Annotated in this window: 24 protein-coding genes and 1 tRNA gene; 9 read left to right on the top strand and 16 right to left on the bottom strand. The window is 70.2% G+C overall.

Translation table 11 applies throughout. The annotated features are described in order from the left end of the window. Positions 1-20: 20 nt before the first annotated feature. Both A6035_RS03865 and A6035_RS03860 read right to left on the bottom strand, forming a co-directional pair. Entirely contained in the window at positions 21-359 is a 339-nt protein-coding gene (locus tag A6035_RS03865) for a nuclear transport factor 2 family protein (protein ID WP_159149706.1), read from the bottom strand. Between the two features lie 101 nt (positions 360-460). Beyond that, positions 461-533 (bottom strand) — tRNA-Thr (locus A6035_RS03860). Positions 534-610: 77 nt separating this feature from the next. Here A6035_RS03860 and A6035_RS03855 point away from each other — a divergent pair. From A6035_RS03855 to A6035_RS03845, 3 genes are all read left to right on the top strand, one after another. Next, positions 611-1,993 carry a threonine/serine exporter family protein gene (locus tag A6035_RS03855; RefSeq protein ID WP_235026807.1) on the top strand — a complete coding sequence of 461 codons (1,383 nt, stop codon included), beginning with the start codon at positions 611-613 and terminating at the stop codon, positions 1,991-1,993. 69 nt (positions 1,994-2,062) lie between these two features. After that, on the top strand, positions 2,063-2,245 hold the full coding sequence (locus tag A6035_RS03850; RefSeq protein WP_007633643.1) for a hypothetical protein: 183 nt from the start codon (positions 2,063-2,065) through the stop codon (positions 2,243-2,245). A 34-nt stretch (positions 2,246-2,279) separates the two neighbouring features. Continuing rightward, the gene (locus A6035_RS03845) at positions 2,280-3,728 is read left to right on the top strand and encodes an alpha,alpha-trehalose-phosphate synthase (UDP-forming) (RefSeq protein ID WP_108846691.1); all 1,449 of its coding nucleotides are present in this window, start codon (positions 2,280-2,282) and stop codon (positions 3,726-3,728) included. Positions 3,729-3,764: 36 nt separating this feature from the next. Here A6035_RS03845 and A6035_RS03840 read toward each other — a convergent pair whose 3' ends face one another. The 12 genes from A6035_RS03840 to A6035_RS03785 form a co-directional block, all read right to left on the bottom strand. Further along, positions 3,765-4,547, bottom strand: a complete 783-nt coding sequence (locus A6035_RS03840) for a hypothetical protein (RefSeq protein ID WP_108846690.1) — start codon at positions 4,545-4,547, stop codon at positions 3,765-3,767. After that, the gene (locus A6035_RS03835) at positions 4,544-5,086 is read right to left on the bottom strand and encodes a hypothetical protein (RefSeq protein WP_108846689.1); all 543 of its coding nucleotides are present in this window, start codon (positions 5,084-5,086) and stop codon (positions 4,544-4,546) included. Before A6035_RS03835 ends, A6035_RS03840 begins: the two co-directional genes overlap by 4 nt. Continuing rightward, positions 5,086-6,504, bottom strand: a complete 1,419-nt coding sequence (locus A6035_RS03830; protein ID WP_108846688.1) for an MCE family protein — start codon at positions 6,502-6,504, stop codon at positions 5,086-5,088. Before A6035_RS03830 ends, A6035_RS03835 begins: the two co-directional genes overlap by 1 nt. Next, positions 6,501-7,763, bottom strand: a complete 1,263-nt coding sequence (locus tag A6035_RS03825) for an MCE family protein (RefSeq protein ID WP_108849062.1) — start codon at positions 7,761-7,763, stop codon at positions 6,501-6,503. Before A6035_RS03825 ends, A6035_RS03830 begins: the two co-directional genes overlap by 4 nt. Then, complete coding sequence (locus A6035_RS03820; RefSeq protein ID WP_108846687.1) at positions 7,763-9,028, bottom strand: MCE family protein; 1,266 nt, start codon at positions 9,026-9,028, stop codon at positions 7,763-7,765. The genes A6035_RS03825 and A6035_RS03820 overlap by 1 nt, the downstream gene beginning before the upstream one ends. Further along, a complete protein-coding gene (locus tag A6035_RS03815) occupies positions 9,025-10,173 on the bottom strand; it encodes an MCE family protein (protein ID WP_108846686.1) in 1,149 nt (382 codons plus the stop codon). Before A6035_RS03815 ends, A6035_RS03820 begins: the two co-directional genes overlap by 4 nt. Further along, a complete protein-coding gene (locus tag A6035_RS03810) occupies positions 10,166-11,221 on the bottom strand; it encodes an MCE family protein (RefSeq protein ID WP_108846685.1) in 1,056 nt (351 codons plus the stop codon). Before A6035_RS03810 ends, A6035_RS03815 begins: the two co-directional genes overlap by 8 nt. Then, a complete protein-coding gene (locus A6035_RS03805; protein WP_108846684.1) occupies positions 11,218-12,456 on the bottom strand; it encodes an MCE family protein in 1,239 nt (412 codons plus the stop codon). The genes A6035_RS03810 and A6035_RS03805 overlap by 4 nt, the downstream gene beginning before the upstream one ends. A 9-nt stretch (positions 12,457-12,465) precedes the next feature. After that, positions 12,466-13,317, bottom strand: a complete 852-nt coding sequence (locus A6035_RS03800; RefSeq protein ID WP_063972958.1) for an MlaE family ABC transporter permease — start codon at positions 13,315-13,317, stop codon at positions 12,466-12,468. A 1-nt stretch (position 13,318) separates the two neighbouring features. Then, positions 13,319-14,083, bottom strand: coding sequence for an MlaE family ABC transporter permease (locus A6035_RS03795; protein WP_007626831.1), 765 nt, complete (start codon positions 14,081-14,083; stop codon positions 13,319-13,321). A gap of 267 nt (positions 14,084-14,350) precedes the next feature. After that, positions 14,351-15,268: a 3-oxoacyl-ACP reductase gene (locus A6035_RS03790; protein WP_108846683.1), complete on the bottom strand. Its 918-nt coding sequence runs from the start codon at positions 15,266-15,268 to the stop codon at positions 14,351-14,353. A 7-nt stretch (positions 15,269-15,275) separates the two neighbouring features. Next, positions 15,276-15,470 carry a ferredoxin gene (locus A6035_RS03785; protein WP_007626833.1) on the bottom strand — a complete coding sequence of 65 codons (195 nt, stop codon included), beginning with the start codon at positions 15,468-15,470 and terminating at the stop codon, positions 15,276-15,278. A 207-nt stretch (positions 15,471-15,677) separates the two neighbouring features. On the opposite strand from A6035_RS03785, the gene A6035_RS03780 reads away from it, so the two are divergent. The 4 genes from A6035_RS03780 to trhA are packed head-to-tail and all read left to right on the top strand — an operon-like array spanning position 15,678 to position 20,433. Further along, on the top strand, positions 15,678-16,940 hold the full coding sequence (locus A6035_RS03780) for an acyl-CoA dehydrogenase family protein (RefSeq protein WP_108846682.1): 1,263 nt from the start codon (positions 15,678-15,680) through the stop codon (positions 16,938-16,940). A gap of 1 nt (position 16,941) precedes the next feature. After that, entirely contained in the window at positions 16,942-18,012 is a 1,071-nt protein-coding gene (locus A6035_RS03775) for an acyl-CoA dehydrogenase family protein (RefSeq protein WP_108846681.1), read from the top strand. Next, entirely contained in the window at positions 18,009-19,673 is a 1,665-nt protein-coding gene (locus A6035_RS03770; protein ID WP_108846680.1) for an AMP-binding protein, read from the top strand. Before A6035_RS03775 ends, A6035_RS03770 begins: the two co-directional genes overlap by 4 nt. Before the next feature lie 22 nt (positions 19,674-19,695). Then, positions 19,696-20,433 carry a PAQR family membrane homeostasis protein TrhA gene (gene trhA / locus A6035_RS03765; protein WP_200836336.1) on the top strand — a complete coding sequence of 246 codons (738 nt, stop codon included), beginning with the start codon at positions 19,696-19,698 and terminating at the stop codon, positions 20,431-20,433. A 119-nt stretch (positions 20,434-20,552) separates the two neighbouring features. Here the strand turns inward: trhA and A6035_RS03760 are convergent, their stop codons facing one another. Then, positions 20,553-21,659 carry an NAD(P)H-dependent flavin oxidoreductase gene (locus A6035_RS03760; protein ID WP_200836338.1) on the bottom strand — a complete coding sequence of 369 codons (1,107 nt, stop codon included), beginning with the start codon at positions 21,657-21,659 and terminating at the stop codon, positions 20,553-20,555. A 2-nt stretch (positions 21,660-21,661) separates the two neighbouring features. Further along, the gene (locus tag A6035_RS03755; RefSeq protein WP_108846678.1) at positions 21,662-23,299 is read right to left on the bottom strand and encodes an acyl-CoA synthetase; all 1,638 of its coding nucleotides are present in this window, start codon (positions 23,297-23,299) and stop codon (positions 21,662-21,664) included. Between the two features lie 81 nt (positions 23,300-23,380). On the opposite strand from A6035_RS03755, the gene A6035_RS03750 reads away from it, so the two are divergent. Both A6035_RS03750 and A6035_RS03745 read left to right on the top strand, forming a co-directional pair. Then, complete coding sequence (locus A6035_RS03750; RefSeq protein WP_108846677.1) at positions 23,381-24,187, top strand: crotonase/enoyl-CoA hydratase family protein; 807 nt, start codon at positions 23,381-23,383, stop codon at positions 24,185-24,187. Between the two features lie 63 nt (positions 24,188-24,250). After that, positions 24,251-24,628: a response regulator transcription factor gene (locus A6035_RS03745; protein ID WP_108846676.1), complete on the top strand. Its 378-nt coding sequence runs from the start codon at positions 24,251-24,253 to the stop codon at positions 24,626-24,628. Positions 24,629-24,639 lie beyond the last annotated feature (11 nt).

Here is a 24,639-nt window from a genome sequence, read left to right as displayed (position 1 = left end):
GGCCGTCCGTCGGGTCCACGTCACCCGAAGACGTCGTCGATCGACTCCATGCTCTTGTAATCCGCCCACCGGGTGACGAGCCCGTCCTCGACCTCGACGAACGAGCAACCCCGGATCTCTATTCCCCCGCTGGGCACCGTGTACCGCTCGATCCGGCGTAGTGCGACGACTCCCCCGTCCTCGAGGATCTCGCCCTCGACGGAGACGGTGAGGAAACCCGCGAGCCGGTTGAAGTCCGACGCGATGTCGCGGATCCCCTCGTGGCCCTCGTACCGGCGTACCTGGCCCGTGGTGTAGACGATCGACGGCGCCGAGAGCGCGATCGCGGTCTCGACATCACCTTCGACGACGGCCGCCATCCACGAGGTGGCTACGCGACGGGGGCACTGGTCGGTCACAGCAGACGCCTCCTGGTGGGGGAAGGAAGGTGAGGGCATCCTACAGGGGCGATACGACACAGAGCTGGAGACGAGACTTGAACTCGCAACCGCCCGATTACAAGTCGGGTGCGCTACCAATTGCGCCACTCCAGCACGGGCCCGAGGTGACCACCGGCCCAGGGGACATCCTAACCCGCCCACCCCGGGAGCCCTTGACTACGGTGTGCACCGTGGAGACCCGCGACGCACCCGCACCGTTCACCCGCCCGCTGGCGTGGCTGAATCTGCGCAAATCCACCATGGATCTGGCGGTCGAGCCGCCCCTGTCCCCCATGGCGCCGGTCGACCTCGACGACGACGGCGCGGTCACCGACGTGCTCAACCTCGCCCTCGAGATCGGCGGGATCCTGCTCTCGTCCGGTGAGGGCGCTGCGGACACCGTCGCCCAGGCCGAGTCGGTGGCGGCCGCCTTCGGCCTCCCCGGGGCCACGGTCGAGGTCACCTTCACGTCGCTGACCATCGGCGTCAACCGTCGCCGCGGTAGGCCACCGATCTCGGTGATCCGCGTGGTCAACTACCGGACCGTCGACATGACGCGGGTGACCCGCGTGTCGCGGCTGATCGACCTCATCGTGCGCCGCCAGCTCACCGTCGACCAGGCCACGGCGGAGGTCGACAAGATCGTCGCCTCGCCGCACCCGCACTCGTTCCGGGTCGCCGTGCTGGGATGGGCGATGCTCGGCTGCGCGGTCGTCATCCAGCTCGGCGGCAGCCCGCTGGCGGGGCTCATCTCGATGGTCTCGACGTTCGCCCTCATGTACGCCAACCGGTTCCTGGACCGTCACCGGCTCCCGTCCTTCTTCCAACAGGTCGTGGGCGGGTTCATCGCCGCGGGGTGGGCGCTGGCCGGATACGCGGCCCTGAGCGACAACTTCATCGAGATCCAGCCGTCACAGCTCGTGGCGGCGGGGATCATCGTGCTCCTCGCCGGGCTGACCCTCGTCGGCGCCATCGAAGACGCCATCACCGGCTTCCCCGTGACCTCCGCCGGCCGCGGGGTCGAGACGCTGATCATGACCGGTGGTGTCATGGGCGGCATCACCATCGCCCTGGCCGCCTTCGCCCGCCTCGGGTTCGCCCCTCCCCCGATCGACCCGTCGATCGCCGGGAACGCCGCCGTCCACGTGGCCGTGCTCGCGGCCGGGGTCGGCGCGGCCGGGTTCGCGGTGGCCAGCTACGCGACCGTCCGGGCGACGTGGCTCGCGGCAGGGGTCGGATCGATGGGCATGCTCATCTACCAGGGCGTCATCGCCACCGGCCTGGGCGTGGTCGTCGGGTCGGCGCTCGCCGCGTGCTTCATGGGCCTGATCGGCGGCATCCTCGCCCGTATCGCGACCGTCCCGCCGCTGGTCGTCACCATCGCCGGCATCACCCCGTTCCTGCCGGGCCTGTCGGTGTACCGCGGCCTGTCCGCGCTGACGAGCGATCAGACGGGCATCGGCCTGGGGCTGATGTTCCAGGCGTTGGCGATCGCGGTGGCGTTGGCCGCCGGGATCGTGTTCGGTGAGTGGGTCACCCGCAATCTGCGTCGGTCGGCCGCCGCCGACCAGTGACGTAGAATCGGCCGCGGACGACGCCGCCACCCGGCGCCCTCGTCCCCCACCGACCCCAGGAGGACACCGATGGCATCCGCCGCCGCCAGCAAGGAACCCGAACTCGACGATCTGGAGCCTGTCGCCGACGAGACCGCCGATCAGGCTCGCCGGGTCGTGGCCTCGTACTCGGCCGACGCGGACGAGTGCCGGATGCTCCTCGACATGCTGGGGATCGGCCCGGAACCGCAGGTGACGGCGGACGCGGAGTAGGCAGAGCACGACGACTCGAAACGAGGGCACGCGGATGACGAGCGGTACCGGGCAGACGTCGACCGGAGCGGGAGCCGACTTCGTCGTCGTCGCCAACCGCCTCCCCGTGGACCTCGTCATCGATCGGGACGGCACCGAGCACTGGAAAGCCAGCCCCGGTGGCCTCGTCACGGCGCTCGAGTCGATCCTCAAGGCCAACGACGGCGCCTGGGTCGGGTGGCCCGGCGTCCCGGACGCCTCTCCCGAGCCGTTCGACGCGGACGGCATCCGTCTCCACTCGGTGACACTGTCCGCGCAGGACGTCGAGCTCTACTACGAGGGCTTCTCCAACGGCACGCTGTGGCCCCTCTTCCACGACGTCGTGGTGCCGCCCGAGTACCACCGCGAGTGGTGGAACGCCTACCGCGAGGTCAACACGCGCTTCGCCGAGGCCACGGCCGAGGCCGCCGCGGAGGGCGCGACGGTCTGGGTGCAGGACTACCAGCTGCTGCTGGTGCCCGCGCTGCTGCGCGAGCTGCGCCCCGACCTGACCATCGGGTTCTTCCTCCACATCCCGTTCCCGCCCGTCGAGCTGTTCATGCAGCTGCCGTGGCGGACCGAACTCGTCGAGGGCATGCTCGGCGCCGACCTGGTCGGTTTCCACCTGTCCGGCGGGGCGGACAACTTCCGGATCCTCGCCAGCCGGCTGCGCGGCCACCCCTCCGTGCGGCTGCGCTCCGCCCGGGGCCGTGCCTCCGAGATCCGCGTCGGGGACCGCATGGTGCGGGTCGGCGCCTTCCCGATCTCCATCGACTCCGCGTCCGTCGACGCCACCGCGCGCAGCCGCGAGACCCGCGCCCGTGCCACCCGCCTGCGCGAGGAGCTGGGGTCACCGCGGGTGCTGATGCTGGGCGTCGACCGGCTGGACTACACCAAGGGCATCGACGTCCGCCTGCGGGCGCTGGAGGAGCTGTTCGAGGAGGGCCGTCTGGAGCCCTCGGACGTCACCCTGCTCCAGTTGGCCACGCCGAGCCGCGAGCGCGTCGAGCAGTACCAGATCATGCGGTCGCGGATCGAGGAGTCGGTCGGCCGCATCAACGGGTCGTTCGGCGAGATCGGGCACCCGGTGGTGACGTACATCCACCGGCCGGTTCCGAAGTCGGAACTGACGGCGTTCTACGCTGCCGCCGACGTCATGCTGGTCACGCCGGTGCGCGACGGCATGAACCTGGTCGCCAAGGAGTACGTGGCCTCGTGCACGGACGGCGACGGTGCGCTGGTGCTGAGCGAGTTCGCCGGCGCGGCCGCGGAGTTGCGCCAGGCGTACCTGTGCAATCCCCATGACCTCGACGGCGTCAAGGACGCCATCATGACCGCGGTCAACGACTCTGCGGAGGAGCGTCGCCGCCGCATGCGCACCCTGCGTCGCCAGGTGCTGGGCAACGACGTCCACGCGTGGGCCCGCCGCTTCTTCCAGACGCTCGACGCGACGTCCGGCGACTAGCCTCCCGCCGCGGCCGTGGAGCCGAGCGCGGGGCTCCTACAGCGCCTCCAGTTCGGCCAGCTTCCACGTCCCGTCCTGACGCTCCATGGCCACGCTCAGCCGCGACGCCGAGCTCGCGGCCTCGGGGTTCTCCTTGGTGGAGACCATGCGGTTGAGCATGACCAGCACGGTGACGTGATCGGCGTCCACGACCTCCTGCGGGGCGGCGGCGGCGACGGTCGCGTAGACGGTGGCCTCCTGCTGCTTGGCGGCCGAGGCGACGGTCGGCATGGACTGTTCGACGAACTCCGTCAGGGCCGGATCCGCGAGCCGGTCGCGCACGGCGGCGAGGTCGGCGTCGACCGTCCGGTGGTCGTAGGTGAACATCTGGGTGGTGATCTCGCGCGCCGCGTCGGTGGCCGCGCGGGGCGCGTCCGCGATCCGCTGTTCGGTGGCCGTGGCCCCACGCGCCTCGACGTACTGCCAGGTCGCGAGACCGGCGACGACGACGAGGAGGACCGACAGCACCGACAGGGCCGTGATCAGGGTGCGCCGGCGGGCCGGGTCGAGCGGGGCCCGGGCGGCGGCCGGTGCAGCGGCGGTCCCGGTGGCTCCCGTGTCCCCGGTGGACCCGGCGGTCCCGGCGACCTCAGAAGTGTCGACTGCCTCAGCGGTCTCGGTCCGGGGCATGGCCGACATCCCCTCGAAGAGACCGCCGGCGCGGGCGGCCGCGAGGGCGCGCTCCCGCGCGGCGTCGGCCTTACGCTGGGCGCGCGCGGCGCGTTCGGCTTCGCGCTGGGCGCGGCGGGCGGCGCGCATGTCGGAGTTCGGATTGCTCATGGGATGAAGTTCACTCCCGACACCTTCATCTGGCCGTCGTCGTGCCGGTTGACGGTCACGCGGACGCGGTACTGGCGGTCCTGGTCCTCGTCGGACTTCGGATTGCCGATGGTCTGGTCGATGGCCATGATCACCTCGGCCCGGTCGGGGTAGGAGTGCTCGACCGCGGCCGCCGTCACCACGCCGTCGGCGACGACGTTGGTGGTCTTGACGACCTCCTCGTAGGAGTCGCGGCGGGGCGCGAACTGCTCGGAGAAGTCGCCTTCGATCAGTCCGACGATCTCGTCCACGTCCTCCGACAGGGTCTCCTGCCTGATGGTCATGAGCTTGGTCATGACGGTGGTGGCGAAGTCGCGGTACGAGGTGTCCAGCTCGGCGGCGGACGCCCGGTCGGCGCGGACCGAGGCGGCGGCGTTGCGTTCGCTCACCCACAGTCCGGTGGCGACGAGCGCCGCGACGAGGCAGACGGCCGCGATCACCGCGACCACGGTCAGTCCGGTCCGCCCACCTCCGGCGGGGGTCTGGTCCGGCTGCGGCACTAGGTCACTCCGTTCGTCAGGATGTCGGCGAGGGCGGCGTCCGCGGACAGCCGGTCGGTGGTGCCCACGTTCAGCTGACGATACGTCTTGCCGTCAGCGCCCAGGTACTCGCCGGTGGCGGGGTCGTACACCGCGGCGGACGTACGGACCTCACGCTCGCCGGTGTCCGAGGACGGCACCACGTTGTAGGCGTTCGGGTTGTTCCCCGGCGGTCCCACCTCGCTGGTGTCCGGCGGGTTGATGCCCTCCGGGACGTAGTCGTCGGCCGCGCACTCGGCCGGAGACGCGGCGCGGCGGCCGGGATACTCCATACACGGCAGGTTGCGGGCACCGCGGACGGCGGTCTGGGAGTCCTTGGGGACCTTGCAGTAGATGCCGTTGAGCAGCGGCGGCACCGACAGGTCCGCCGGGGACCGGCGTTGCTCGGCGGGCAGGAAGCCGGTGGTGCACGGCGGTGTCTCGTTGATCTGGAGGTTGAAGTCCACCTTGATCTCGCCGGTGTCCTTGGCGCCGTTGATCGCAGTGATGAGCGAGGACACGAGCGCCGGGTAGATCACCAGCAGCTGCTCGAGCGAGCGGTTGTAGACCACGCCGACCTCGCCGACGCTGACCAGGTTGGCCACGAGCACCGGCATCGTCGGCTGCAGATCGTTGAGGGCCTTCGTGGCCCGTCCCAGGGCATCGGGCCCGCGCTCCATGATCGAGGTCAGCTGCGGCTCGTTGGTGCGCAGCTGATCGGTGATGTCGGCGAGGTTCCGCGTCCACGCCCGGATCGAGTCCGACGAGCGCAGCTGGGAGTCCAACACGGGCTCCGCGTCGGCGATGAGCTGCCGGGTCACGTCCGTGTTGTTCCGCGCCTCCTCGAGCAGCAGCTGCGCGGAGTCGAGGAACCGCTGGAGGTCGCGCGCGGAGCCGTTGAACGCGTCGAAGGACTCGGAGATGACGCGCCGCATCTTGGCGTCGGCGATCGAGGCCATGAGGACGGTCGCCTGGTCCAATACGGGTCCGATCCCCTGGGGCATGACGACCCGGTCCGGCCCGAGCACGGTGCCGTCGGCGAGTTCGCCCCCCGGCTGCCCGTCGGGGACGAACTCCACGAACTGCTCGCCGACCGCGGAGACGCTACGGATCTCGGCGCGGACGTTCTCGGGAACGTCAGCTCCCGAGTCGAAGTGCAGCTCGGCCACGACGCCGGCGGGTGTGAGGGTCACGGAGTCCACCCGCCCGATGGTGCTGCCCAGGTAGGACACGTTGGCGTTCCTGTACAGGCCGCCGGTGTCCGGCATCTGGAGCGCGACGTCGGTCCGCTGCCATCCGAGCGCGCGCGGCAGCTGTAGGTAGACGATCGACATGATCGCCAGCGAGACGACGGTGACCACGGCGAAGACGGTCAGCTGGATGCGCACGAGCCGGGTCATCGGGGAGCCTCCTCGGTCGCTGCGTCCGGACCGCCCCCGCCGGGCCCGGGCGCCGCGGGGTCATCGGGACCGGGTGCCGCCGGATCGCCGCCGGCGGCGAGGTCGGGCGCAGCGTACGGATCCGCCTGCGGGTCCGGGCGCGGGATGTCCAGTGAGAACGGGTCCGCGCTGGCCAGCGGGTTGGGCGCGAGGCCCAGGTACCCCTCGACCCCGGCCATCCTGTTGCCGAACTCGGTGCCCAGCAGGAGCGATTCGGCCAGTCGCGGCATCGTCGCGTCGGCGTGGATGTAGAGGTTGGCGTAGTCGCCGCGCAGGAAGTTGTCGATGCCCGCCTGCGGGAACGGGAAGGTGATCAGGGAGCTCATCACCCGGGTCATGTCGCGGCCAGCGTTGGCGAGGCCCTCGAGGACCGGGGTGATGTCGCGGAGGTTGTCCACGAGATCCTGCCCGCCGCCCGCGTCGATGATCTGGTTGGCCTTGTTACCGAAGTCGCCGAGCGAGACGAGCGCTGTGGTGAGCTGCTGTTTCTGGCCGTTGACCAGCGACACCGCCTCCGGCATCTGCGCCAGCGCCCTGGCCAGGGTGTCGTTCTGTTCGTCGATCTGACGAGCCAGCCGGTCCAGCCCTTCCATGGCCGCGATGATGTCGGCCCGCTGGTCGTCCAGACCGCTGACGGTGGTCTCCAGCTGGTTGATGACCTCCCTGGTGTCCAGCTCGCGACCGTCGAGGGCCGTGTTGAACTCCTTCGCGATGGTCTCGAACTGGGCCAGGCCGCCATCGGTGAGCACGACCGACAGCGCCGAGAGCGTCTGCTCGGTGGTCGGGTACACGCCCGCCCGCTCCAGGGGGATGACGTCCCCGGCCGACAACGTGCCCTGCTCGTCGCCGTCCGGGGGCGGGAAGAGCTCGAGGTGCTGCGACCCGAGGAGGCTGGTCTGGCCGATCTTGGCGTGCGCGTTGGCGGGGAGCCGGACGTCCTCGTTGAGCGAGACCGTGACGATCGCCGTGTAGTCCTCGACACGCATCGCGGTGATGGACCCGACGTTGACATCGTTGACCCGGACCGGCGAGTTGCGGGTGATGGTGGTGACGTTCGGCATCTCGATCGTGATCTCGTAGGCCCCGTCACCGTTGCCCTGCGCACCGGGTAGCGGCAGCGAGTTGAGACCGTCCCACGCGCAGCCGGCGCCGGTGAGCAGGACGATCCCGCCGAGGGCCCCCGCGGCGAGGGCGCGGGAGCGGTGCGTCCTGTCGCTCATCACGCGCCCCCCGTCACGAGGAGGGTGCCGGTGAGGTCGTCGCCGCGGTTGACCACGTTGACGAGCGGGTCGGGCCGGTCCGACACGGGCTGCACCCCAGGCGGCGTCTGGGTCCCCGGCTTCTGCCCCTGGACGATCTGGTGCGGCTCCGCGGTCGGGGTGATGGGCGGGGTGACGGCACCGTAGGGGTAGTTGGAGGTCAACGAGTTGAACAGCGGACCCATGTACTGCGCGCACAGCTGGGCGTCGGACTCGGCCCGGTTGTTGGCCAGGCCGGCGATGGCGCCGCAGATGAAGTTGGTCGGGTTCGCCATCTGGTTCATGGCCAGCACGCCGTTCAGCACTCCCTGGTACGGGCGGTAGATGTTGTAGAAGTTGGCCATCGCGGTCGGTCCCACGTGGAGCACGCCCTCGAGCTCGGCCCGGCGGTCGCGGACGACCTCGGTGGCCCGGCCGAGTTTGTCGACGGCGGTCGTGACGCGGTCCCCGTGGTTCTCCAGGAAGCGGTTGATGTCCATCACCGCGAGGTCGAGGTCGCGCAGGGCGGCGTCGATGTCGCCGGTCTGGTCGCCCAGGACCTGTGACACGCTGGCGAGACGACCGCCGAATGAGACGATCTGCTCCTCGCTCTGGGACAGCGCCGTGACGAACAGCTGCAGGTTCTTGAGAGTGGTGAAGAGGTTCTCGCGACCGTCGGACAGGATCGACATGGTCTGCGACACCTCGCTGAGCGCGTCGCGGATCTCGGCCCCGTTGCCGTCGAACATCGCGTCCGCCGACTCGACGAACTCCCCGAGCGGGCCGGTCTGCTCGCCCGCGGCCGGGCTGAGCGCGGTGGACAGCTTCATGAGCTGTTCCTTGACCCCGTCCCACTCGACGGGCACCGCCGTGCGCTCGACGGGGATCGTCCCGCCGTCGGCCATCTCCTCCCCGCCGGTGAAGGCGGGGGTGAGCTGCACGAAGCGCTCCGCGACGAGCGACTGCGCCACGAGCAGGGCGTTGGCGTCCGCGGGGATCTCGACGTCGCGGTCGACCTTCATCGTCACCTTGGACAGGCCGTCCTCGGTGGTGATGTCGGTGATCCGGCCGACCCGCACGCCCAGCACGCGGACCGTGTCGTCCTCGTAGACGCCCCGGGTGGACTCGAAGAAGGCGGTGATCGTCTTGGTGCGGCCGGTGAGCAGCCACACCGCGCCGACGACGAGCGCCACCACGGCGAGCAGCGCCACCACCTTGCCGGCTGTGGAGGACAGGAATCGGCTCATCGGGGCAACCTCTTCTCGCCCCAACCGGGGTGCTGGTCCATGAAGGTCAAGCCCGGGTATCCCGGAAGGGTCGGTTCGGTGACGAGCCCGGGCTCGGGCTGGACACGATCGTCGATGAGCGGCATGAGATCACGGAGGATGGTCTGCTGGTACTGGCCAATCGACAGGTTGGAGACGTAGGCGTTGAACCACGGTCCGGAGGCGACGGCCTCGCTGAGGGCCGTGGAGAACGGGATGATCCGGCGCAGTCCCAGATCGATGTCGTCCTTGTTGCGGATGAGCAGGTCGGTGACCCGCTCGAGCTTGTCGAGCGCGGGCCCGAGCTGCGCCTCGTTGTCCTGTACGACGCCCGAGAGCTGGCGCGAGAGCTCGTCGATGTTGACGATCAACTCGCTCAGCGCGCGCCGGCGCAGGTCGAGCTGGACGAACAGCGTGTTTCCGTCGACCATCAGCTGGTTGATCTGGTCACTGCGCCTGCCCAGCACATCCGTCGTCCCGGCCGCCTTGTCGAGCAACTCCCGGACGGCCTCGTCACGCTCGTTGAGGGACCGCGACAGCCGGGTGATGCCGTCGATGGCGCCGCGGACCTCGGGGGACGATCCCTCCATGGTCTCCGCGAGCACGGTCAGCGCCTCGTCGACCTTGTCGGTGTCCATGGCCTCCACCGTGTCGCTGAGATCGCCGAGGGCGGAGGTCAGCGAGTACGGGACCGAGGTCTTCTCGAGCGGGATCGTGTTGTCCTCGAGCTCGCCGCGGCCGTCGGAGTAGACGCCGAGGGCGCGGCGCCCGAGGATCGAATCGGTCTTGATCTGGGCCGTGGTGTCCGCTCCGAGGGCGACGTCGGTGTCGATGTCGAATCGGACCCGGACACGGTCCCCGTCGAGATCGATCCCGCGGACCGACCCCACCGCCATACCCGCGACCTGGACCTCGTCGCCGGTGTCGAGCCCGGCGGCGTCGGCCACGTACGCCGTCGCCCCGCGCATGCCGTTGACGTACGGGATGCGGTCGTAGTTCAGGGAGACACCCATGAGGACGACCACCCCGACCGCGCCCCAGATGCCGGTCCTGACCGGGTCGCGGTCGCGGAACCGGAGCTGGCCCCGGGGCGCCTTGGGCGGCGTCATGTCCGTGTTGTCACTCATCGGGGAACGAACACCGTCCCGTCGTCTGCTCGTACTGCGGCAGGTAGACACCCTTGCCCGTGGCCGGGTTCGTGATCTGCACGATCACGCCGCAGAGGTAGAACTGGAAGAAGCTGCCGTAGATGCCGAGCCGGCCCATCTTCTCGAAGTCGCTCGGCAGCCGGTTGATGACGTTCTCCACGAACGGCTCGTCCTCGTTGATCAACTGGGCCACGCGGTCGATCTGGGCGACGTCCTCCCGCAGGGCGGGCCGGACGTCGGACAGGAGGGTCGTCATGTTGGCGCTCGCGTCGTTGAGTCGGGTGACGGACTCGCCGATCTGGTTCGAGTTGGCGGACAGGCCGGAGACGAGCTGCTGGAGGTCGTCGACGATCGTGTCGACGTTCTCCTGGTTGTCCGCGACCGTCGTGAGCACCGCGTTGAGGTTGGTGATGACGTCCCCGATCAGCTGGTCGCGGTCGGCGATGGTCTGCGTGAGGGACGACGTCGAGGCCAGCAGGTCCTGGACGGTTCCGGCCTCCCCCTGGAACACCTTGACAATGGACTCCGACAGCTGGTTGACCTGACCGGGGTCGAGGGCCCGGAAAAGCGGCCGGAACCCGCCGAGCAGCGCGTCGAGGTCGAGAGCGGGCGAGGTCTGGGAGATCGGCAGCGAGCCACCCGGCTCGAGCGGCGACTGGTCCCCCTCGCCCCGCCGGAGCTCGAGGTAGCGGTCTCCGGTGAGATTCTCGTAGCGCACGACGGCTTCGGTGCTGACGTGGACGATCTGGTCCCCGGCGACGGTGAAACGCACGTCGGCGGTGTTGCCCTCCGCGAGGTCGATACGGTCGACCTTGCCGACCTCGACGCCCGCGATGCGCACCTTGTCCCCGGTCTCCAACCCGGAGACGTCGGTGAACGCGGCGTTGTACCGCTCGTAGTCCCCCGACCGGTACTCACTGAACACCACGACGAGCGCGGCCAGCACGAGCGCCATGACGGTGGTGAAGATGGCGAGCTTGACCAGTGTCGCCCTGCCTCCGCGCGTCGATGCGCGCGCGGCGCTCACGGGGTCTCCCCGTCCATGCCGAGCATGACCTGGAGCAGGGTCGGCGGCGCGGGCTGGCCCGGCTCCGTGGGCCGCAGCGGGCCGAACAGCGGGGCGGGTCGAGAGGTGAACACGTCGGGCATGCCCTCCACGGGGTTGGATCCGGTGTCGGTGACGATGAAGGGAGTGTGGGCCTCGGGGTCCGGGAACGGCAGTCCGTAGCAGTTGGGACCGGTGCTCGCGTTGACCTTCGGCAGGTCCTTGGGGTACTCGTACGCGCGGGCGCCCTGCTGGAAGCCGGCCTTGAACACGAGGCCGGGCTGGTCCTTACCACCGAACGCCGACATCGCGCCCTCGACGCCCTGGTTCAGACCGACGATCAGACAGGTGACCATCGGCGAGTACTCGTAGAGCAGACTCGTCGACGCGCGGAGATCGGACAGCGTCTTGACGAGCTCGTCGCCGTTCTCGGCCAACAGCCGCTTCCCGGTCTCCCCCGTCCCGATGGACGCGGCGAGGAGCTGCTCGAACCGGGCCTGGTTGTTGACCACGTTGGCGCCGACGTCCGTACCCGAGTCGAGCAGCCGCATGATGTCCGGCGTGACGTCGGCGTAGAGGTTGGCCACGCGCGACCCCTTGGCCAGATCCCGCTGGAGCGCCTCGATCTGCGGGTTGATCTCCTCGAGGTAGGAGCGCAGGTCGGTGATCGTCCGGCCGACCTGCTCGCCGCGTCCGTCCACCGCCCCGGAGACCGCGCCGAGCGTGGCGTTGAGCTTCTCCGGCTCGATCGCCAGGAGCAGGTCGGACAGGTCCTCGAACAGGGTGTTGACCTCCGTGGTGACCCGCGAGGTCTCCACGACCGCGCCCGCTGCCAGCGGCGTCGGTGCCGGGACGGCCGGCGGTTCGAAGTCCACGGACTTGGCGCCGAAGACGGTGTTGGAGCCGATGGACACCACCGCGTTGGACGGGACGGCCTCGAGCGCGGCCGGGTCGACCTCGATCTCTATCGTCGCGCCGTCGAACTCCTGCCGGATGTCGGTGACGTTGCCGATCTCCACACCGCGGGACCGGACCTTCGCGTCCGCCTCCATGACCAGTCCCGCGCGGTCGCTGCGCACCGTCAACGGCACGCGGTCGTCGAACGCCCGGCCGAACAGCAGGAGGGACAGCGCGATCACCGCGACGAGGAACACCGCGAGGCACGCGCCCGCGATGCGCCTGGGCCCGGTGTCGCTCTGACTCACCGTCCTCGCCATGTCCGTCTCCTATCCCGACAGGTTGAAGTTGCCGTCTCCGCCGTAGATCGCGAGCGAGACGAGAAGGGTCACGGTCACCACGGCGATGAGCGAGGTGCGCACCGCGTTGCCGACGGCCGAGCCGACACCGGCGGGGCCACCGGCCGCGTTGTAGCCGTAGTAGGTGTGGATGAGCATGATCGTGATAGCCATGGCGATGGCCTGTACGAAGGACCACAGGATGTCCGTCGGGATGAGGAACGTCGAGAAGTAGTGGTCGTAGACGCCGCCCGACTGGCCGTAGATCTCCACCGTCGCGAACCGGCTGGCGAGGAACGACGCGATCACGGCCAGCGAGTACAGCGGCACCACCGCGATCATCCCCGCGACGATGCGGGTGGAGACCAGGTAGGTGATCGAGTCGATCGCCATGACCTCGAGGGCGTCGATCTCCTCGGAGACCCGCATCGCGCCCAGTTGTGCCGTCGCGCCGGCCCCGATCGTCGCCGCGAGCCCGATGCCCGCGATCACGGGCGCCGCGATCCGGACGTTGATGAAGGCGGCGAAGAACCCGGTGAGCGCCTCCACGCCCACGTCCGTGAGAGACGAGAAGCCCTGGACGGCGATCACGCCGCCGGTGGCGAGGGTGAGGAAGGCGACGATCACGACGGTGCCGCCGATCATCGCCAGCGCGCCCGTCCCCATCGCGATCTCGGCGATCAGCCGGAGGGTCTCCTTGGGGTACTGGGTCAGCGCGCGCGGCGTCGCCACCAGCGCGCGCCAGAAGAACAGCGCGTGGTCGCCGAAGTCGTCGAAGCTCTTGACCGCGGAGTTCCGGGCCCGTGACAGTCGCGGGAACCGGGCGGTCTCGATCACCGCCATGTCACGCCCCCAGGACCTTGACGCCGACGGCGGTGATGACGGTGTTGACCACGAACAGGCACATGAAGGCGAAGACGACGGTCTCGTTGACCGCGCTGCCGACCTCCTTCGGCCCGCCGCGGACGTAGAGCCCCTTGTAGCAGGCGACGAGCCCCGCCAGCATCCCGAACACGCCGGCCTTGATCTGCGCGAGGATCAGCTCGCCGAGCCCGGTCAGGAGGGTGATGCCGTTGACGAAGGCGCCCGGGTTGACGCCCTGCAGCAGCACGGAGAACAGGAAGCCGCCGAGGATGCCGATCGTGCACACCAGCCCGTTGAGCAACAGCGCGACGAACGTCGAGGCCGCCACGCGCGGCACGACGAGCCGCTTCACCGGGTCGATCCCCAGCACCTCCATCGCGTCGATCTCCTCGCGGATGGTGCGCGCGCCGAGGTCGGCACAGATGGCGGTCGCCCCCGCGCCCGCGACGATGAGGACGGTGACCATCGGCCCGACCTGGGTGACGGCACCCAGCGCGGCGCCGGCTCCCGACAGGTCGGCCGCGCCGATCTCACGCAGCAGGATGTTGAGGGTGAAGCTCACCAGGACCGTGAACGGGATGGCCACGAGCACGGTGGCCATGGTCGACACGCGGGCGATGAACCAGGACTGCTCGATGAACTCGCGGCCCTGGCGGACGATCGAAGGGAAGGAGACGAACGTGTCGAGGGTCATGGCGAAGAACTCGCCGATGCCCTTGAGCGGTGCATCGAGGACTCTCGCCATTGGTGCCCCCTTCTGTCTGTCATCCCCCCGGACCACGCGACACCGGGCCACGCGAGCCGAACCGCTGAACAAGTGACCATTTCGGTGTGATAGCGGTTACACAGTATCTAGAACGCGTTCTATGTGGCAAGGGCTTCCCCTCACCCCCGTCCGGAGGCCCCGCCTGCAGTGTCCGGGGAATCTAACACGGCAGGTGGGGATACAAGTCGTCCCCGGTGTGATCGACTCGCGATCACACCGGGGACGTCCCACGGGTCGGGGCCCGGGTCAGAGCTTCATGATCTCCGCGGCGGAGAAGGACTTGCCCTCCGGGCGGCCTGACCAGTGCCCGGAGACCGCATCGGCGATCTCGCGGCGATCCCACACACCGCCGGCGGCGTCGAACCGCTTCTCGACCACGGGCGCCTCGACGAGGGCCACCATCCCGCCGTATACCACGAACAGCTGGCCGTTGACCTGTGCCGCCGCCGGCGAGGCCAGGTACGACACGAGGTCGGCGACACGATCCGGGGAGAGCGGGTCCGGTCCCTCTGACTCGTCCCACGCCTCGAAGACACCCTCGGTCATACCGGTGCGGCCGCGCGGCGCGATCGCGTTGGCCGTGCACCCGATGCGCTCGAGCACCCGGGCCGCGGACAGGGTCAGGGCCGTGATACCCGCCTTGGCCGCACCGTAGTTCGCCTGCCCGGGAGGGCCGAAGAGCCCGGCCTCGGACGAGGTGTTGATCAGTCGCCCGAAGACGGGCCCCTCCGCCTTCTTGCTCTCGGCCCGCCAGTGGGCGGCCGCGTTACGGGTCAGCAGGAAGTGCCCGCGCAGGTGCACCTTGACCACCGCGTCGAAATCCTCGTCCGACATGTTGAACAGCATCTTGTCGCGGGTGATGCCCGCGTTGTTCACCACGACGTGCAGCCCGCCCAGCCCGAGCGCGGCCGATACCATGGCGTCCGCGGTCTCCCGCTCGGAGACGTCGCCCACGACGAGCTCCGCCCTGGCGCCGGCGGCCTCGATGTCCGCGATCACCGAGTCCGTGGCCTCGGAGGACCGGATGTCGTTGATGACGACCGCCGCCGCGCCGGAACGGGCCAGCTCGACCGCCTCCGCGGCACCGAGACCGGAGCCCGACCCGGTCACGACGGCGACCCGCCCGTCCAGCGACAGATCGGCGTCCAGGGACTGCTGCGTCATAGTGATGTCACTCCTTGATCTCGAGCGCCGCCATCGGGCACTTCTCCACTGCCTTGCGGGCCCGCTTCTCGAGCTCGGCGGGCACCTCGTCCACGACCACGCGGACGACCTCGTCGTCGTCGCCCAACTCGAACACCTTGGGCGCCAGGCCGACACACACGGCCTGCCCTTCACAGCGGTCGGGATCGACTTCGATCCTCATGTCCGTCCTCCTCAGCCGGTCCGGCAGCCTCGGTACCGCCGGTCTGACCCGATAGTATGTGGCCCAGGACACTAGAACGTGTTCTTACTCCGCGTTGGTTCCCGACCGGTCGACCGGCCGAGGAGATCTCCACGAACGCGTTCGGCGGTGTTAGCGTGGTCGGCATAATTGGAACACGTTCCACTGTCGATGACGAATACAGGGCCCATGGACATCACCTACACCCCCGACCAGGAGCGTCTGCGCGGAGAGCTGCGCGAGTACTTCGCCGCGCTCATGACCCCTGAGCGGCGCGAGGCGTTCACCTCCACCACCGGCGAGTACGGACACGGCGACGCGTACCGCGAGATCGTGGCGGAGATGGGCCGCGACGGCTGGCTCACGCTCGGGTGGCCGGAGGAGTTCGGTGGGAAGAACCGGCCGATGATCGACCAGCTCATCTTCACCGACGAGGCCGCGATCGCCGGCGTGCCGGTCCCGTTCCTGACCATCAACTCGGTGGCGCCGACCATCATGGCGTTCGGCTCCGACGAGCAGAAGAACTACTTCCTGCCCCGGATCAGCCGCGGCGAACTGCACTTCGGTATCGGTTACTCCGAGCCCGACTCCGGAACCGACCTGGCCTCCCTGCGCACGCGCGCGGTGCGCGAGCCCGGCACCGGCGGGTTCGAGGGGCAGGACGTCTACCGGATCAACGGCCAGAAGATGTGGACGTCCCTGGTGGCCTACGCCGACTGGATCTGGCTGGCCGCGCGCACGGATCCGGACGCTCCGCGCCACAAGGGCATCTCGATGATCGTCGTACCCACCGATGCCGAGGGTTTCTCCTGGACCCCCGTGCACACGATGGCCGGCCCGGACACCAGCGCCACCTACTACCAGGACGTGGTCGTCCCCGCGAGCAACCTCGTGGGCCCTGAGCACGGCGGCTGGCCGCTCATGACCAACCAGCTCAACCACGAGCGGGTGGCTCTGACCTCGGCCGGCCCGCTCCAGGCCTCGCTCCGGCAGGTGGTGGACTGGGCGCGCACGACGCCCGCCGCGCACGTGGGTCTGCCCGGCGACGGTCCGGTGATCGAGATCGAATGGGTCCGCGCTCACCTGGCCCGCGTCCACGCGATGGCCGAGTATCTGGCGCTGCGCAACTGGGAGATCGTCTCCGCCGACACCGCCGCGCCCACGCGCATCGCCGCGTCGGCGACCAAGGTGTACGGGACGGAGACGGCCTGCGAGGCCTACCGCCTGCTCATGGAGGTGCTCGGATCGAGCGGCTACCAGCGCGCGCACTCCCCCACCGCCGCCCTGCACGGGCGCATCGAGCGGCTGCACCGTTCGGCCCTCATCCTCACCTTCGGCGGCGGCACCAACGAGGTGCAGCGCGACATCATCGCCACCGCCGGCCTGGGGCTGCCGCCGGCGCCCCGGGTCTCCCCCGCGGCCACAGGCGCCGGATCCCGGAAGGAGCGCTGACATGGATTTCTCCGTCGACGACACCACCTCGGAACTGACCGCCCTCGTCCGCGACATGGGTGAGCGTCTGGTCACGGACGAGTCGCTGCGCGAGCTCGACGCCCGGTTCGGCCCCGGCACCGAGTCCGGCGGAACGGATAAGGACTCAGCCCGCTTCCACGCCCGGTTCTGGGACGAGCTCGTCCGGGCCGGTGTGCCCGCGGCCCTGGCCCCCGAGCGACTCGGCGGCGCCGGGCTCGGCGTGGTGGGCGAAGCGCTAGTCCTGCGCGAACTGGGCCGAGTGCTCGCGCCCGTCCCCCTCTCCCCAGCGGTCCGTGCGGCCCACCTGCTGGACGCGGCCGGTGCCGGGGAGCGCGCCTCCGCGGTCGCCGAGGGCCGTCAGATAGCCGCGGTCGCGGACGGCGGGCCCGGCGCCTCGCCGGAGGTCGACTGGGCGCCGATCGCGGACGTCATCGTCCGCCCCTCCGCCGACGGGCTGCACGTGTCCGACCGCACCGCGGTGACCGTGGAGCGGACCGTCCCCGTCGACTTCTCCTGCGCGGGCCTCGTCACCGGCGAGCCGGAGCCCGCCTCCGCCCTCGCGGGCCCGGCCGCGGAGTTCGACGCCCTGCGCCGCCGCGTGCACCTGGCCGCGCACCAGTGGGGTGTCATCGAGGCCGCGCTCCAACGCACCGCCGCGTTCGCCACCACGCGCCACCAGTTCGGGCGCCCCATCGGCACCTTCCAGGCGGTTGCCGCGCGCCTGGCCGACGGGTCGATCGACGTCGACGCGGTCCGGCTGTCCACCCTGCGCGCGGCCTACGAGCTCGACGCCTGCGCGGGCGCCCCGGGCGCCACCGCCCACGCGGCCGTGGCCTCCGCCCACTTCTGGGCCTGCGAGGCCGGTCACCGACTCGCGCACACCGCCGTCCACGTTCACGGCGGCGTCGGTCTGGACCGCTCCGAACCCGCGCACCGCTACTTCCTCGCCGCCAAGGCGAACGAGTTCCGGCTCGGAGGCGCGACCCGACAACTTCTCGACCTCGGCGACGTGCTCGCCGTCCACGGCGACCCCTGGGAGTTCTCCGCATGAGCAGCAGCACGGTCCAGACCATCGCCGACGTCGCGGCCCGTCCGTTCACCTCCGTCGCCGACGCCGTCCACGCCTTGGCCGCCGTCGGCGACCGCGGCATCTGGTCCGACGACCGGCTCACGCCCTGGTCGGACGCCGTCCGCGCGTCGGCCGTGCGGATCGCGGCGCTGCGGGAACTGATGGCCTCGTCGTCGTCCTCACCGGCGCGCGCACCCCACATCGGTCTCCTCATGGCTGGCACGCCCGAGTACCTCCACCTGCTCGGTGCGGCGGCGTGTTCGGAGATCGTCGTGGCGGGCCTCAACCCCACGCGCCGCGGCGAGGCGCTCCTGCGCGACGCGGCGCTCGCGGACTGCGCGCTCATCCTCACCGACGCCGACAACGAGGCGCTCCTCGACGGCCTCGACCCCGGTATCCCGGTGGTCAACGTGGACTCCCCCGAGTGGGCCGCGCTGCTCGACCGTCACGTCGACGCCGCGCTCCCCGCGGTCACGGACGTGCCCACCGGTCCCGACGACCTCGTCGCACTGGTCTTCACCTCCGGCACCAGCGGCGACCCCAAGGCCGTGCGGATCACGCAGAACAAGATCTCCGTGCCCGGCCGCATGCTCGCCGAACGGTTCGGTATCGGCACCAACGACTGCGTCTACAGCGCGATGCCGCTGTTCCACTCCAACGCCGTCATGGTCGCCTGGCCGATCGCCCTGTTCTCCGGCTGCTCCATCGCGCTCCGCCGCCGGTTCTCCGCGTCCAACTGGCTCGACGACGTCCGGCGCCACGGGTGCACGTTCGCCAACTACGTCGGCGCGCCCCTGTCCTACATCCTCGCCACCCCCGAGCGGCCCGACGACGCCGACAACCCCATGCGTGTCGTCTACGGCAACGAGGCCCCCGCCGACGTGCGCCGCGAGTTCGCCCGCCGCTTCGGCGTGACCGTGGTCGACGGGTTCGGCTCGAGTGAGGGCGGCATCTCCGTCACCCGCACGCCCGAGACCCCTGACGCCGCGCTCGGACCGCTTCCGGCCGGGGTGCTCGTCGTGAACCCCGAGACCGGCGAGGAGTGCCCGCGCGCCCGCTTCGACGATGCCGGCGTCCTGCTCAACGCCGAGGAGGCCGTGGGCGAGATGGTCGCCGACGGACCCGGACTGTTCGCCGGCTACTGGGGCGATCCGGCCGCCGACGCCGAACGCATGCGCGGGGGCCGCTTCCACTCCGGTGACCTCGCCTATGTCGACGACGGGTGGGTCTACTTCGCGGGCCGGTCCGGTGGATGGATGCGGGTGGACGGGGAGAATCTGGCGGCCGCGCCGATCGAACGCGTCCTGCGGCGTCATCCCGATGTGGCCGAGGTCGGCGTGTACGCCGTGCCTGCGGCGACGGTGCGCGGCCCGGCCGCCATCGGCGACGCCGTGGCCGCGGGGGTGGTGCCCCGCGAGGGCGCCGATGTCAGCGCGCTCGCCGACGGGTTCGCCGGTTTCCTCGCCGCCCAACCCGACCTGGGCCCCAAGCAGCGGCCGTCGCTGCTGCGGGTCACGTCGGCGCTGCCGAGGACCGCCAGCTTCAAGTTCCGGGCCCGGGATCTCACCTCGCTGGGGACGGAGCCCGCCGGGGACCGGGTCTGGGTCCGCCCCGACGGCGCGGAGGCCTTCACCCCCGTGTGACGACCTCGGTAGGTTTCATGACGTGGACCCCGCCCTGAACACCGACCCGCGTACCGCCGCCGGCACCGCCGAGCAGCCCGATCCCGTCGCCGTCGAACCCGCCGACGACTTCGGCGTCCCCGCCCCGGTCCCGCCCAAGCCGCTGCTGCGCGGCTGGATCCACGCCGGCACCCTGCCGGTCGCGATCGCGCTGGGCGTGGTGCTCACGGTCCTGGCGGAGGGCACCGCCCTGACCTGGGCGTGTGCGGTGTTCCTGGCCACCTCGTCGCTGCTGTTCGGCATCTCCGCGCTGTACCACCGGTGGAACTGGGGACCGAAGGCGTCAGCGGTGCTGCGGCGCCTGGACCACTCCAACATCTTTCTGCTCATCGCCGGGACGTACACACCGATGACGGTGGCGGCGCTCGAGGCTCCGGCGAGCACGATCCTGTTGTCGATCGTGTGGACGGGGGCGCTGCTCGGGATCGCGTTCCGGCTGTTCTGGCTCTCCGCGCCACGGTGGCTCTACGTGGTGCTGTACATCGTCCTGGGCTGGACCGCCGTGTGGTTCGCCGGCGACCTCATCGAGGCAGACCTCGCCGCCGTCATCCTGGTACTCGTGGGCGGCGTCGCCTACACCGGCGGCGCGGTGGTCTACGGGCTCAAGCGCCCGAACCCGTCACCGGGCGTCTTCGGATTCCACGAGATCTTTCATGCGTGCACCGCGGTCGCGTTCGCGTGCCACTGGGCCGCGATGCTGCTGTTCGTGCTGGGGAGCTGACGACGCCGGTTCCCCGGCCACAGGTGCCGCAACGCGAAATCCGCTACCCCGGATCCGGATTCGCTACTCCCAGAGAGGTAGCGGATCCGGATTCGAGGTAGCGGATTCCGGTGGGCGGGTCAGCCGAGCGTGCCGCGCAGGCGCTCGACGGCCGCCTCGTACTCCGAGACGATCTGCGCCATGGTCTCGGCGACCGGGACCACACCGTCGAGCGAGCCGATGATCTGTCCGGCCGGCATGGCCACGACCTCGGGGTCCTGCGCCTCGGAGATCCGCTGGTGGGCCTCGGCGACGAGCAGGTTCTGCAGCGGCATGGGCAGCGGCTCCGGGGCGTCGGCGGCCGCCCACGCCTCGGTCCACTTGCTCTTGAGCAGGCGGGCGGGCTTCCCGGAGTAGATGCGGGTGCGGACGGTGTCCCGGCTGGTCGCCGCGACCAGCGCCTTCTGCATCGCCTTGGACCCGCCGTCCTCGCCGTACTCGGAGGCGGTGAGCCAGCGCGACCCCATCCAGGCGCCCTGCGCCCCCATGCCGACGACCGCCGCGACCTGCGTCCCGTCGCCGATCCCGCCGGCGGCCAGCACGGGGGCGCGACCGTCGAGGGCCCGGACGATCTCGGGCACGAGCACCATCGTCGCGACCTCACCGGTGTGGCCGCCGGCCTCGCCGCCCTGGGCGATGACGATGTCCACCCCGTTCTCGACGTGCGCCAGGGCGTGCTTGGTCGCGCCGGCCAGCGCGGCGACCTTCAGCCCGTTTTCGTGGGCGAGGTCGATGATGTGCTTCGGCGGGGACCCGAGGGCGTTGGCCACGAGCACCGGCCGGTGCTTGAGCGACATCTCCACGTGGGACTGCGCGACCGAGTGAAGCCAGCCGAGGACGCCGGCGTTCTTGGCGGCGTCGTCACCCAGCGGCGGCACCCCGAGGTCGTCGAGGACGCGGTTGACGAAGGACTTGTGCTCCTCGGGGATCATCGCCGCGATGTCCTCGGGGCTGCCCTCGGTGGGCACCTTGTTGGGCATGACGATGTCCACGCCGTACGGCTTACCGTCGGTGTTCTCGTCCATCCAGGTCAGGACCTCGTCGAGCTCCGCCGCGTCGTTGTACCGCACGCAGCCGAGCACCCCCATCCCGCCGGCGCGGGTCACGGCGGCAGCGACCGCCTTGGACGGGGTGAACGCGAAGATCGGGTACTCGATCCCGAACTGCTCGGTGAGAGAGGTACGAATGCTCACTTGCTGATCTCCTGGCTGTCGTCGGCGGGACGGGACGCGGCGATCTCCGCGGCCCAGCGGTAGTCGGGTTTGCCGGCGGGGTTGCGCTTGACCGACGATTCGACCCACAGCGCGCGCGGGCACTTGTACCGGGCGATCTCCTTGCGCGCGTACTCGTTGAGCTCCTCGATCGGCGGGCACTGCCCGTCGCGGGTGTGCAGCACCGCGGCGACCTTGTGGCCCATCCGCTCATCGGGGACGCCGATCACCAGGGCGTCGAAGACGTCGGGATGCGTCTTGAGCGCGGCCTCGACCTCCTCTGGGTGCACCTTCTCGCCGCCGGTGTTGATGGAGACCGAACCCCGGCCGAGCATCGTGACGGTGCCGTCGGCCTCAACGCGGGCGTCATCCCCGGGGATGGCGTAGCGCTTGCCGTTGAACGTCTTGAACGTCTCGGCGGTCTTGGCCTCGTCCTTGTAGTAGCCCAGCGGGATGTGGCCGGTGCGCGCCACCTTGCCGATGACGTCCGAGCCGGGCTCGACCTCGTTGCCGTCGGCGTCGAGGACGGTGGTCTCGCCGTCGATCTTCACCCGCGGCCCGCCGGTGTGGGTCTTGCCCTTCTCCGCCAGCGCGATGCCCGAGAACCCGGTCTCCGAGGAGCCGATCGAATCCGAGATCATCGCGTTGGGGAAGGCGTCCACGAACTGGTCCTTGACCGACGGGGAGAAGAGGGCCGCCGAGGAGCCGAGGTAGAACAGCGACGACGCGTCGTACCTCTCCGGGTCCCACGCCTCGATCATCGGCCGCGCCATCGCGTCTCCCGTGATGAACATGAGGTTGATCTTGTGGTCCGTCACGGCCTGCCAGACCACCTCGGGGTCGAACTCCGGGATGAGCACGTTGGTGTGCCCGGCGAACAGCGCCATGAGGATCGCCCACTGCGCGCCGCCGTGGATGAGCGGCGGCAGCGCGCACCGGACGAGCACGCCGCCCTCGACCGCCTTTTTCGCGAGCTCCCACTCGTCGGCCACGCGTTCGCCGGTGAGGAAGTCGATGCCGCCGCCGAGGACCATGAAGACGTCCTCCTGGCGCCACATCACGCCCTTGGGCGAACCCGTGGTGCCGCCGGTGTAGAGCATGTAGATGTCGTCGTTCGACCGCTCACCGAAGTCGCGCTCGGGCGACTGCGCCGCCAGCGCCTCGTCGTAGTGCGCGACCGTGACGTTCTCGGGAGCGGCCGGGTCGAACCCGTCGGTGCCGTCCTCGACGACCAGACAGTGCCGCACGCCCGGCGTCCGGGGCAGGGTCTGCTCGAGGACGTCCGAGTACCGCCGCTCGTGGATCACCGCCACGGCGTCGGAGTTGTCGAGCAGGTACTCGAGTTCCGCGGACATGTAGCGGAAGTTCACGTTGACCATGACGGCGCGGATCTTGAAGATCGCCACCATGGCCTCCACGGCCTCGATGGTGTTGCGACTGTAGACCGCGACCTTGTCGTCCGGTCCCACGCCCACGGACTGAAGGTGGTGCGCGAGCCGGTTGGCCCGCTCCTCCAGCTCCTTGAACGTGAAGGACCGCTCCCCCTGGACGAGGACGAGCCTGTCCGGTACGCGGTCCACGCTGTGCTCTACGAGATCCCCGATGGTGTACGCCATGGCCCTAAAGTAGAACCTGTTCCGCCCGCGTGGTGTGGGTTACATTCGATCGCGTCCTGAAAACATCCCGCAGGAGGTCCCATGACCACGACCGTCACCCCGGAGGACCAGCACCTGCTCACGGAGCGGCGTGGGCATGTCCTGATCGTCACCATGAACCGTCCCGAGGCGCGTAACGCCCTGTCGGGCCCGATGATGCGTGGCATGGAGGCCGCCTGGGACCTCGTGGACTCCGACCCGGACATCCGGGCGTGCATCCTCACCGGCGCGGGCGGCTACTTCTGCGCGGGCGCGGACCTCAAGGCGATGAACAACGACGCTCCGGGCGACAAGTTCGCGGGCGGCGGCTGGGACCTCACCAGGCTGCCCGCCCTGCTCAAGGGGCGCCGGTTGAGCAAGCCGCTCATCGCCGCGGTCGAGGGCCCCGCCATCGCCGGCGGCACCGAGATCCTCCAGGGCACCGACATCCGCGTGGCCGGCCGGTCGGCGAAGTTCGGTGTCTCCGAGGCGCGCTGGGGCCTGTACCCCCTGGGCGGCTCCGCGGTGCGCCTGGTCCGCCAGATCCCGTACACCGTGGCGATGGAGGTCCTCATGACCGGCCGTCACCTGTCCGCCGAGGAGGCCGAGCGGTTCGGCCTCATCGGCCACGTGGTCGACGACGGCTCCGCCCTGGACAAGGCGCTGGAGATCGCCGAGGCCATCGCCGCCAACGGCCCGCTCGCCGTCCAGGGGATGATCGAAACGATCCGTCGGACCGAGGGAATGCACGAGGAGGAGGCCTTCAAGGTCGACGCCGAGGTGGGCGGGCGGGTGTTCGCCTCCGCCGACGCAAAGGAGGGCCCGCGGGCCTTCGCGGAGAAGCGGAGGCCCGAGTTCCGGGGAGAGTGACTACCCGCGTTCACATCTGCCTATAAGGTCGACTCGACGATCGTCGACGAACAAGGGTGGGAAATGAGTGGCGCAGGACCGCGGGTAGTGATCGCCGACGACGACGAGGACATCCGCGAGCTTGTCGCCTTCAAACTCTCCAACGCCGGGTACGAGGTGCGCGCGGCCCGGGACGGGTTCGAGGCCCTGGAGGCGATCACGAGCTTCGAGCCGGCGCTGGCGATCCTCGACGTCATGATGCCCGGGCTCTCCGGACTCGACGTCCTGCGCCGGCTGCGTGACGGGGAGGGCCCCGCGGACTGCCGCGCCCTGCTGCTCACCGCCCGGGCCCGCGACGCCGAGGTCGACGCGGGGTTCGCCGCCGGCGCCGACGACTACGTGATCAAGCCGTTCAGTCCGCGGGAGCTGCTCCGCCGGGTCGACGCGCTGCTCGGCCGCTAGCCCCGCGGGAC

Source organism: Dietzia lutea (genome assembly GCF_003096075.1).
Classification (GTDB): domain Bacteria; phylum Actinomycetota; class Actinomycetes; order Mycobacteriales; family Mycobacteriaceae; genus Dietzia; species Dietzia lutea.
This window is presented reverse-complemented; position numbering and strand designations above follow the sequence as displayed.

Bases quoted from the DNA above. Each gene is read 5' to 3' on its own strand.
- A6035_RS03865 (WP_159149706.1), bottom strand. From the start codon at position 359: ATGGCGGCCGTCGTCGAAGGTGATGTCGAGACCGCGATCGCGCTCTCG.
- A6035_RS03850 (WP_007633643.1), top strand. From the start codon at position 2,063: ATGGCATCCGCCGCCGCCAGCAAGGAACCCGAACTCGACGATCTGGAG.
- A6035_RS03845 (WP_108846691.1), top strand. From the start codon at position 2,280: ATGACGAGCGGTACCGGGCAGACGTCGACCGGAGCGGGAGCCGACTTC.
- A6035_RS03840 (WP_108846690.1), bottom strand. From the start codon at position 4,547: ATGAGCAATCCGAACTCCGACATGCGCGCCGCCCGCCGCGCCCAGCGC.
- A6035_RS03830 (WP_108846688.1), bottom strand. From the start codon at position 6,504: ATGACCCGGCTCGTGCGCATCCAGCTGACCGTCTTCGCCGTGGTCACC.
- A6035_RS03825 (WP_108849062.1), bottom strand. From the start codon at position 7,763: ATGAGCGACAGGACGCACCGCTCCCGCGCCCTCGCCGCGGGGGCCCTC.
- A6035_RS03820 (WP_108846687.1), bottom strand. From the start codon at position 9,028: ATGAGCCGATTCCTGTCCTCCACAGCCGGCAAGGTGGTGGCGCTGCTC.
- A6035_RS03815 (WP_108846686.1), bottom strand. From the start codon at position 10,173: ATGAGTGACAACACGGACATGACGCCGCCCAAGGCGCCCCGGGGCCAG.
- A6035_RS03805 (WP_108846684.1), bottom strand. From the start codon at position 12,456: ATGGCGAGGACGGTGAGTCAGAGCGACACCGGGCCCAGGCGCATCGCG.
- A6035_RS03800 (WP_063972958.1), bottom strand. From the start codon at position 13,317: ATGGCGGTGATCGAGACCGCCCGGTTCCCGCGACTGTCACGGGCCCGG.
- A6035_RS03795 (WP_007626831.1), bottom strand. From the start codon at position 14,083: ATGGCGAGAGTCCTCGATGCACCGCTCAAGGGCATCGGCGAGTTCTTC.
- A6035_RS03790 (WP_108846683.1), bottom strand. From the start codon at position 15,268: ATGACGCAGCAGTCCCTGGACGCCGATCTGTCGCTGGACGGGCGGGTC.
- A6035_RS03785 (WP_007626833.1), bottom strand. From the start codon at position 15,470: ATGAGGATCGAAGTCGATCCCGACCGCTGTGAAGGGCAGGCCGTGTGT.
- A6035_RS03780 (WP_108846682.1), top strand. From the start codon at position 15,678: ATGGACATCACCTACACCCCCGACCAGGAGCGTCTGCGCGGAGAGCTG.
- A6035_RS03775 (WP_108846681.1), top strand. From the start codon at position 16,942: ATGGATTTCTCCGTCGACGACACCACCTCGGAACTGACCGCCCTCGTC.
- A6035_RS03770 (WP_108846680.1), top strand. From the start codon at position 18,009: ATGAGCAGCAGCACGGTCCAGACCATCGCCGACGTCGCGGCCCGTCCG.
- A6035_RS03755 (WP_108846678.1), bottom strand. From the start codon at position 23,299: ATGGCGTACACCATCGGGGATCTCGTAGAGCACAGCGTGGACCGCGTA.
- A6035_RS03750 (WP_108846677.1), top strand. From the start codon at position 23,381: ATGACCACGACCGTCACCCCGGAGGACCAGCACCTGCTCACGGAGCGG.
- A6035_RS03745 (WP_108846676.1), top strand. From the start codon at position 24,251: ATGAGTGGCGCAGGACCGCGGGTAGTGATCGCCGACGACGACGAGGAC.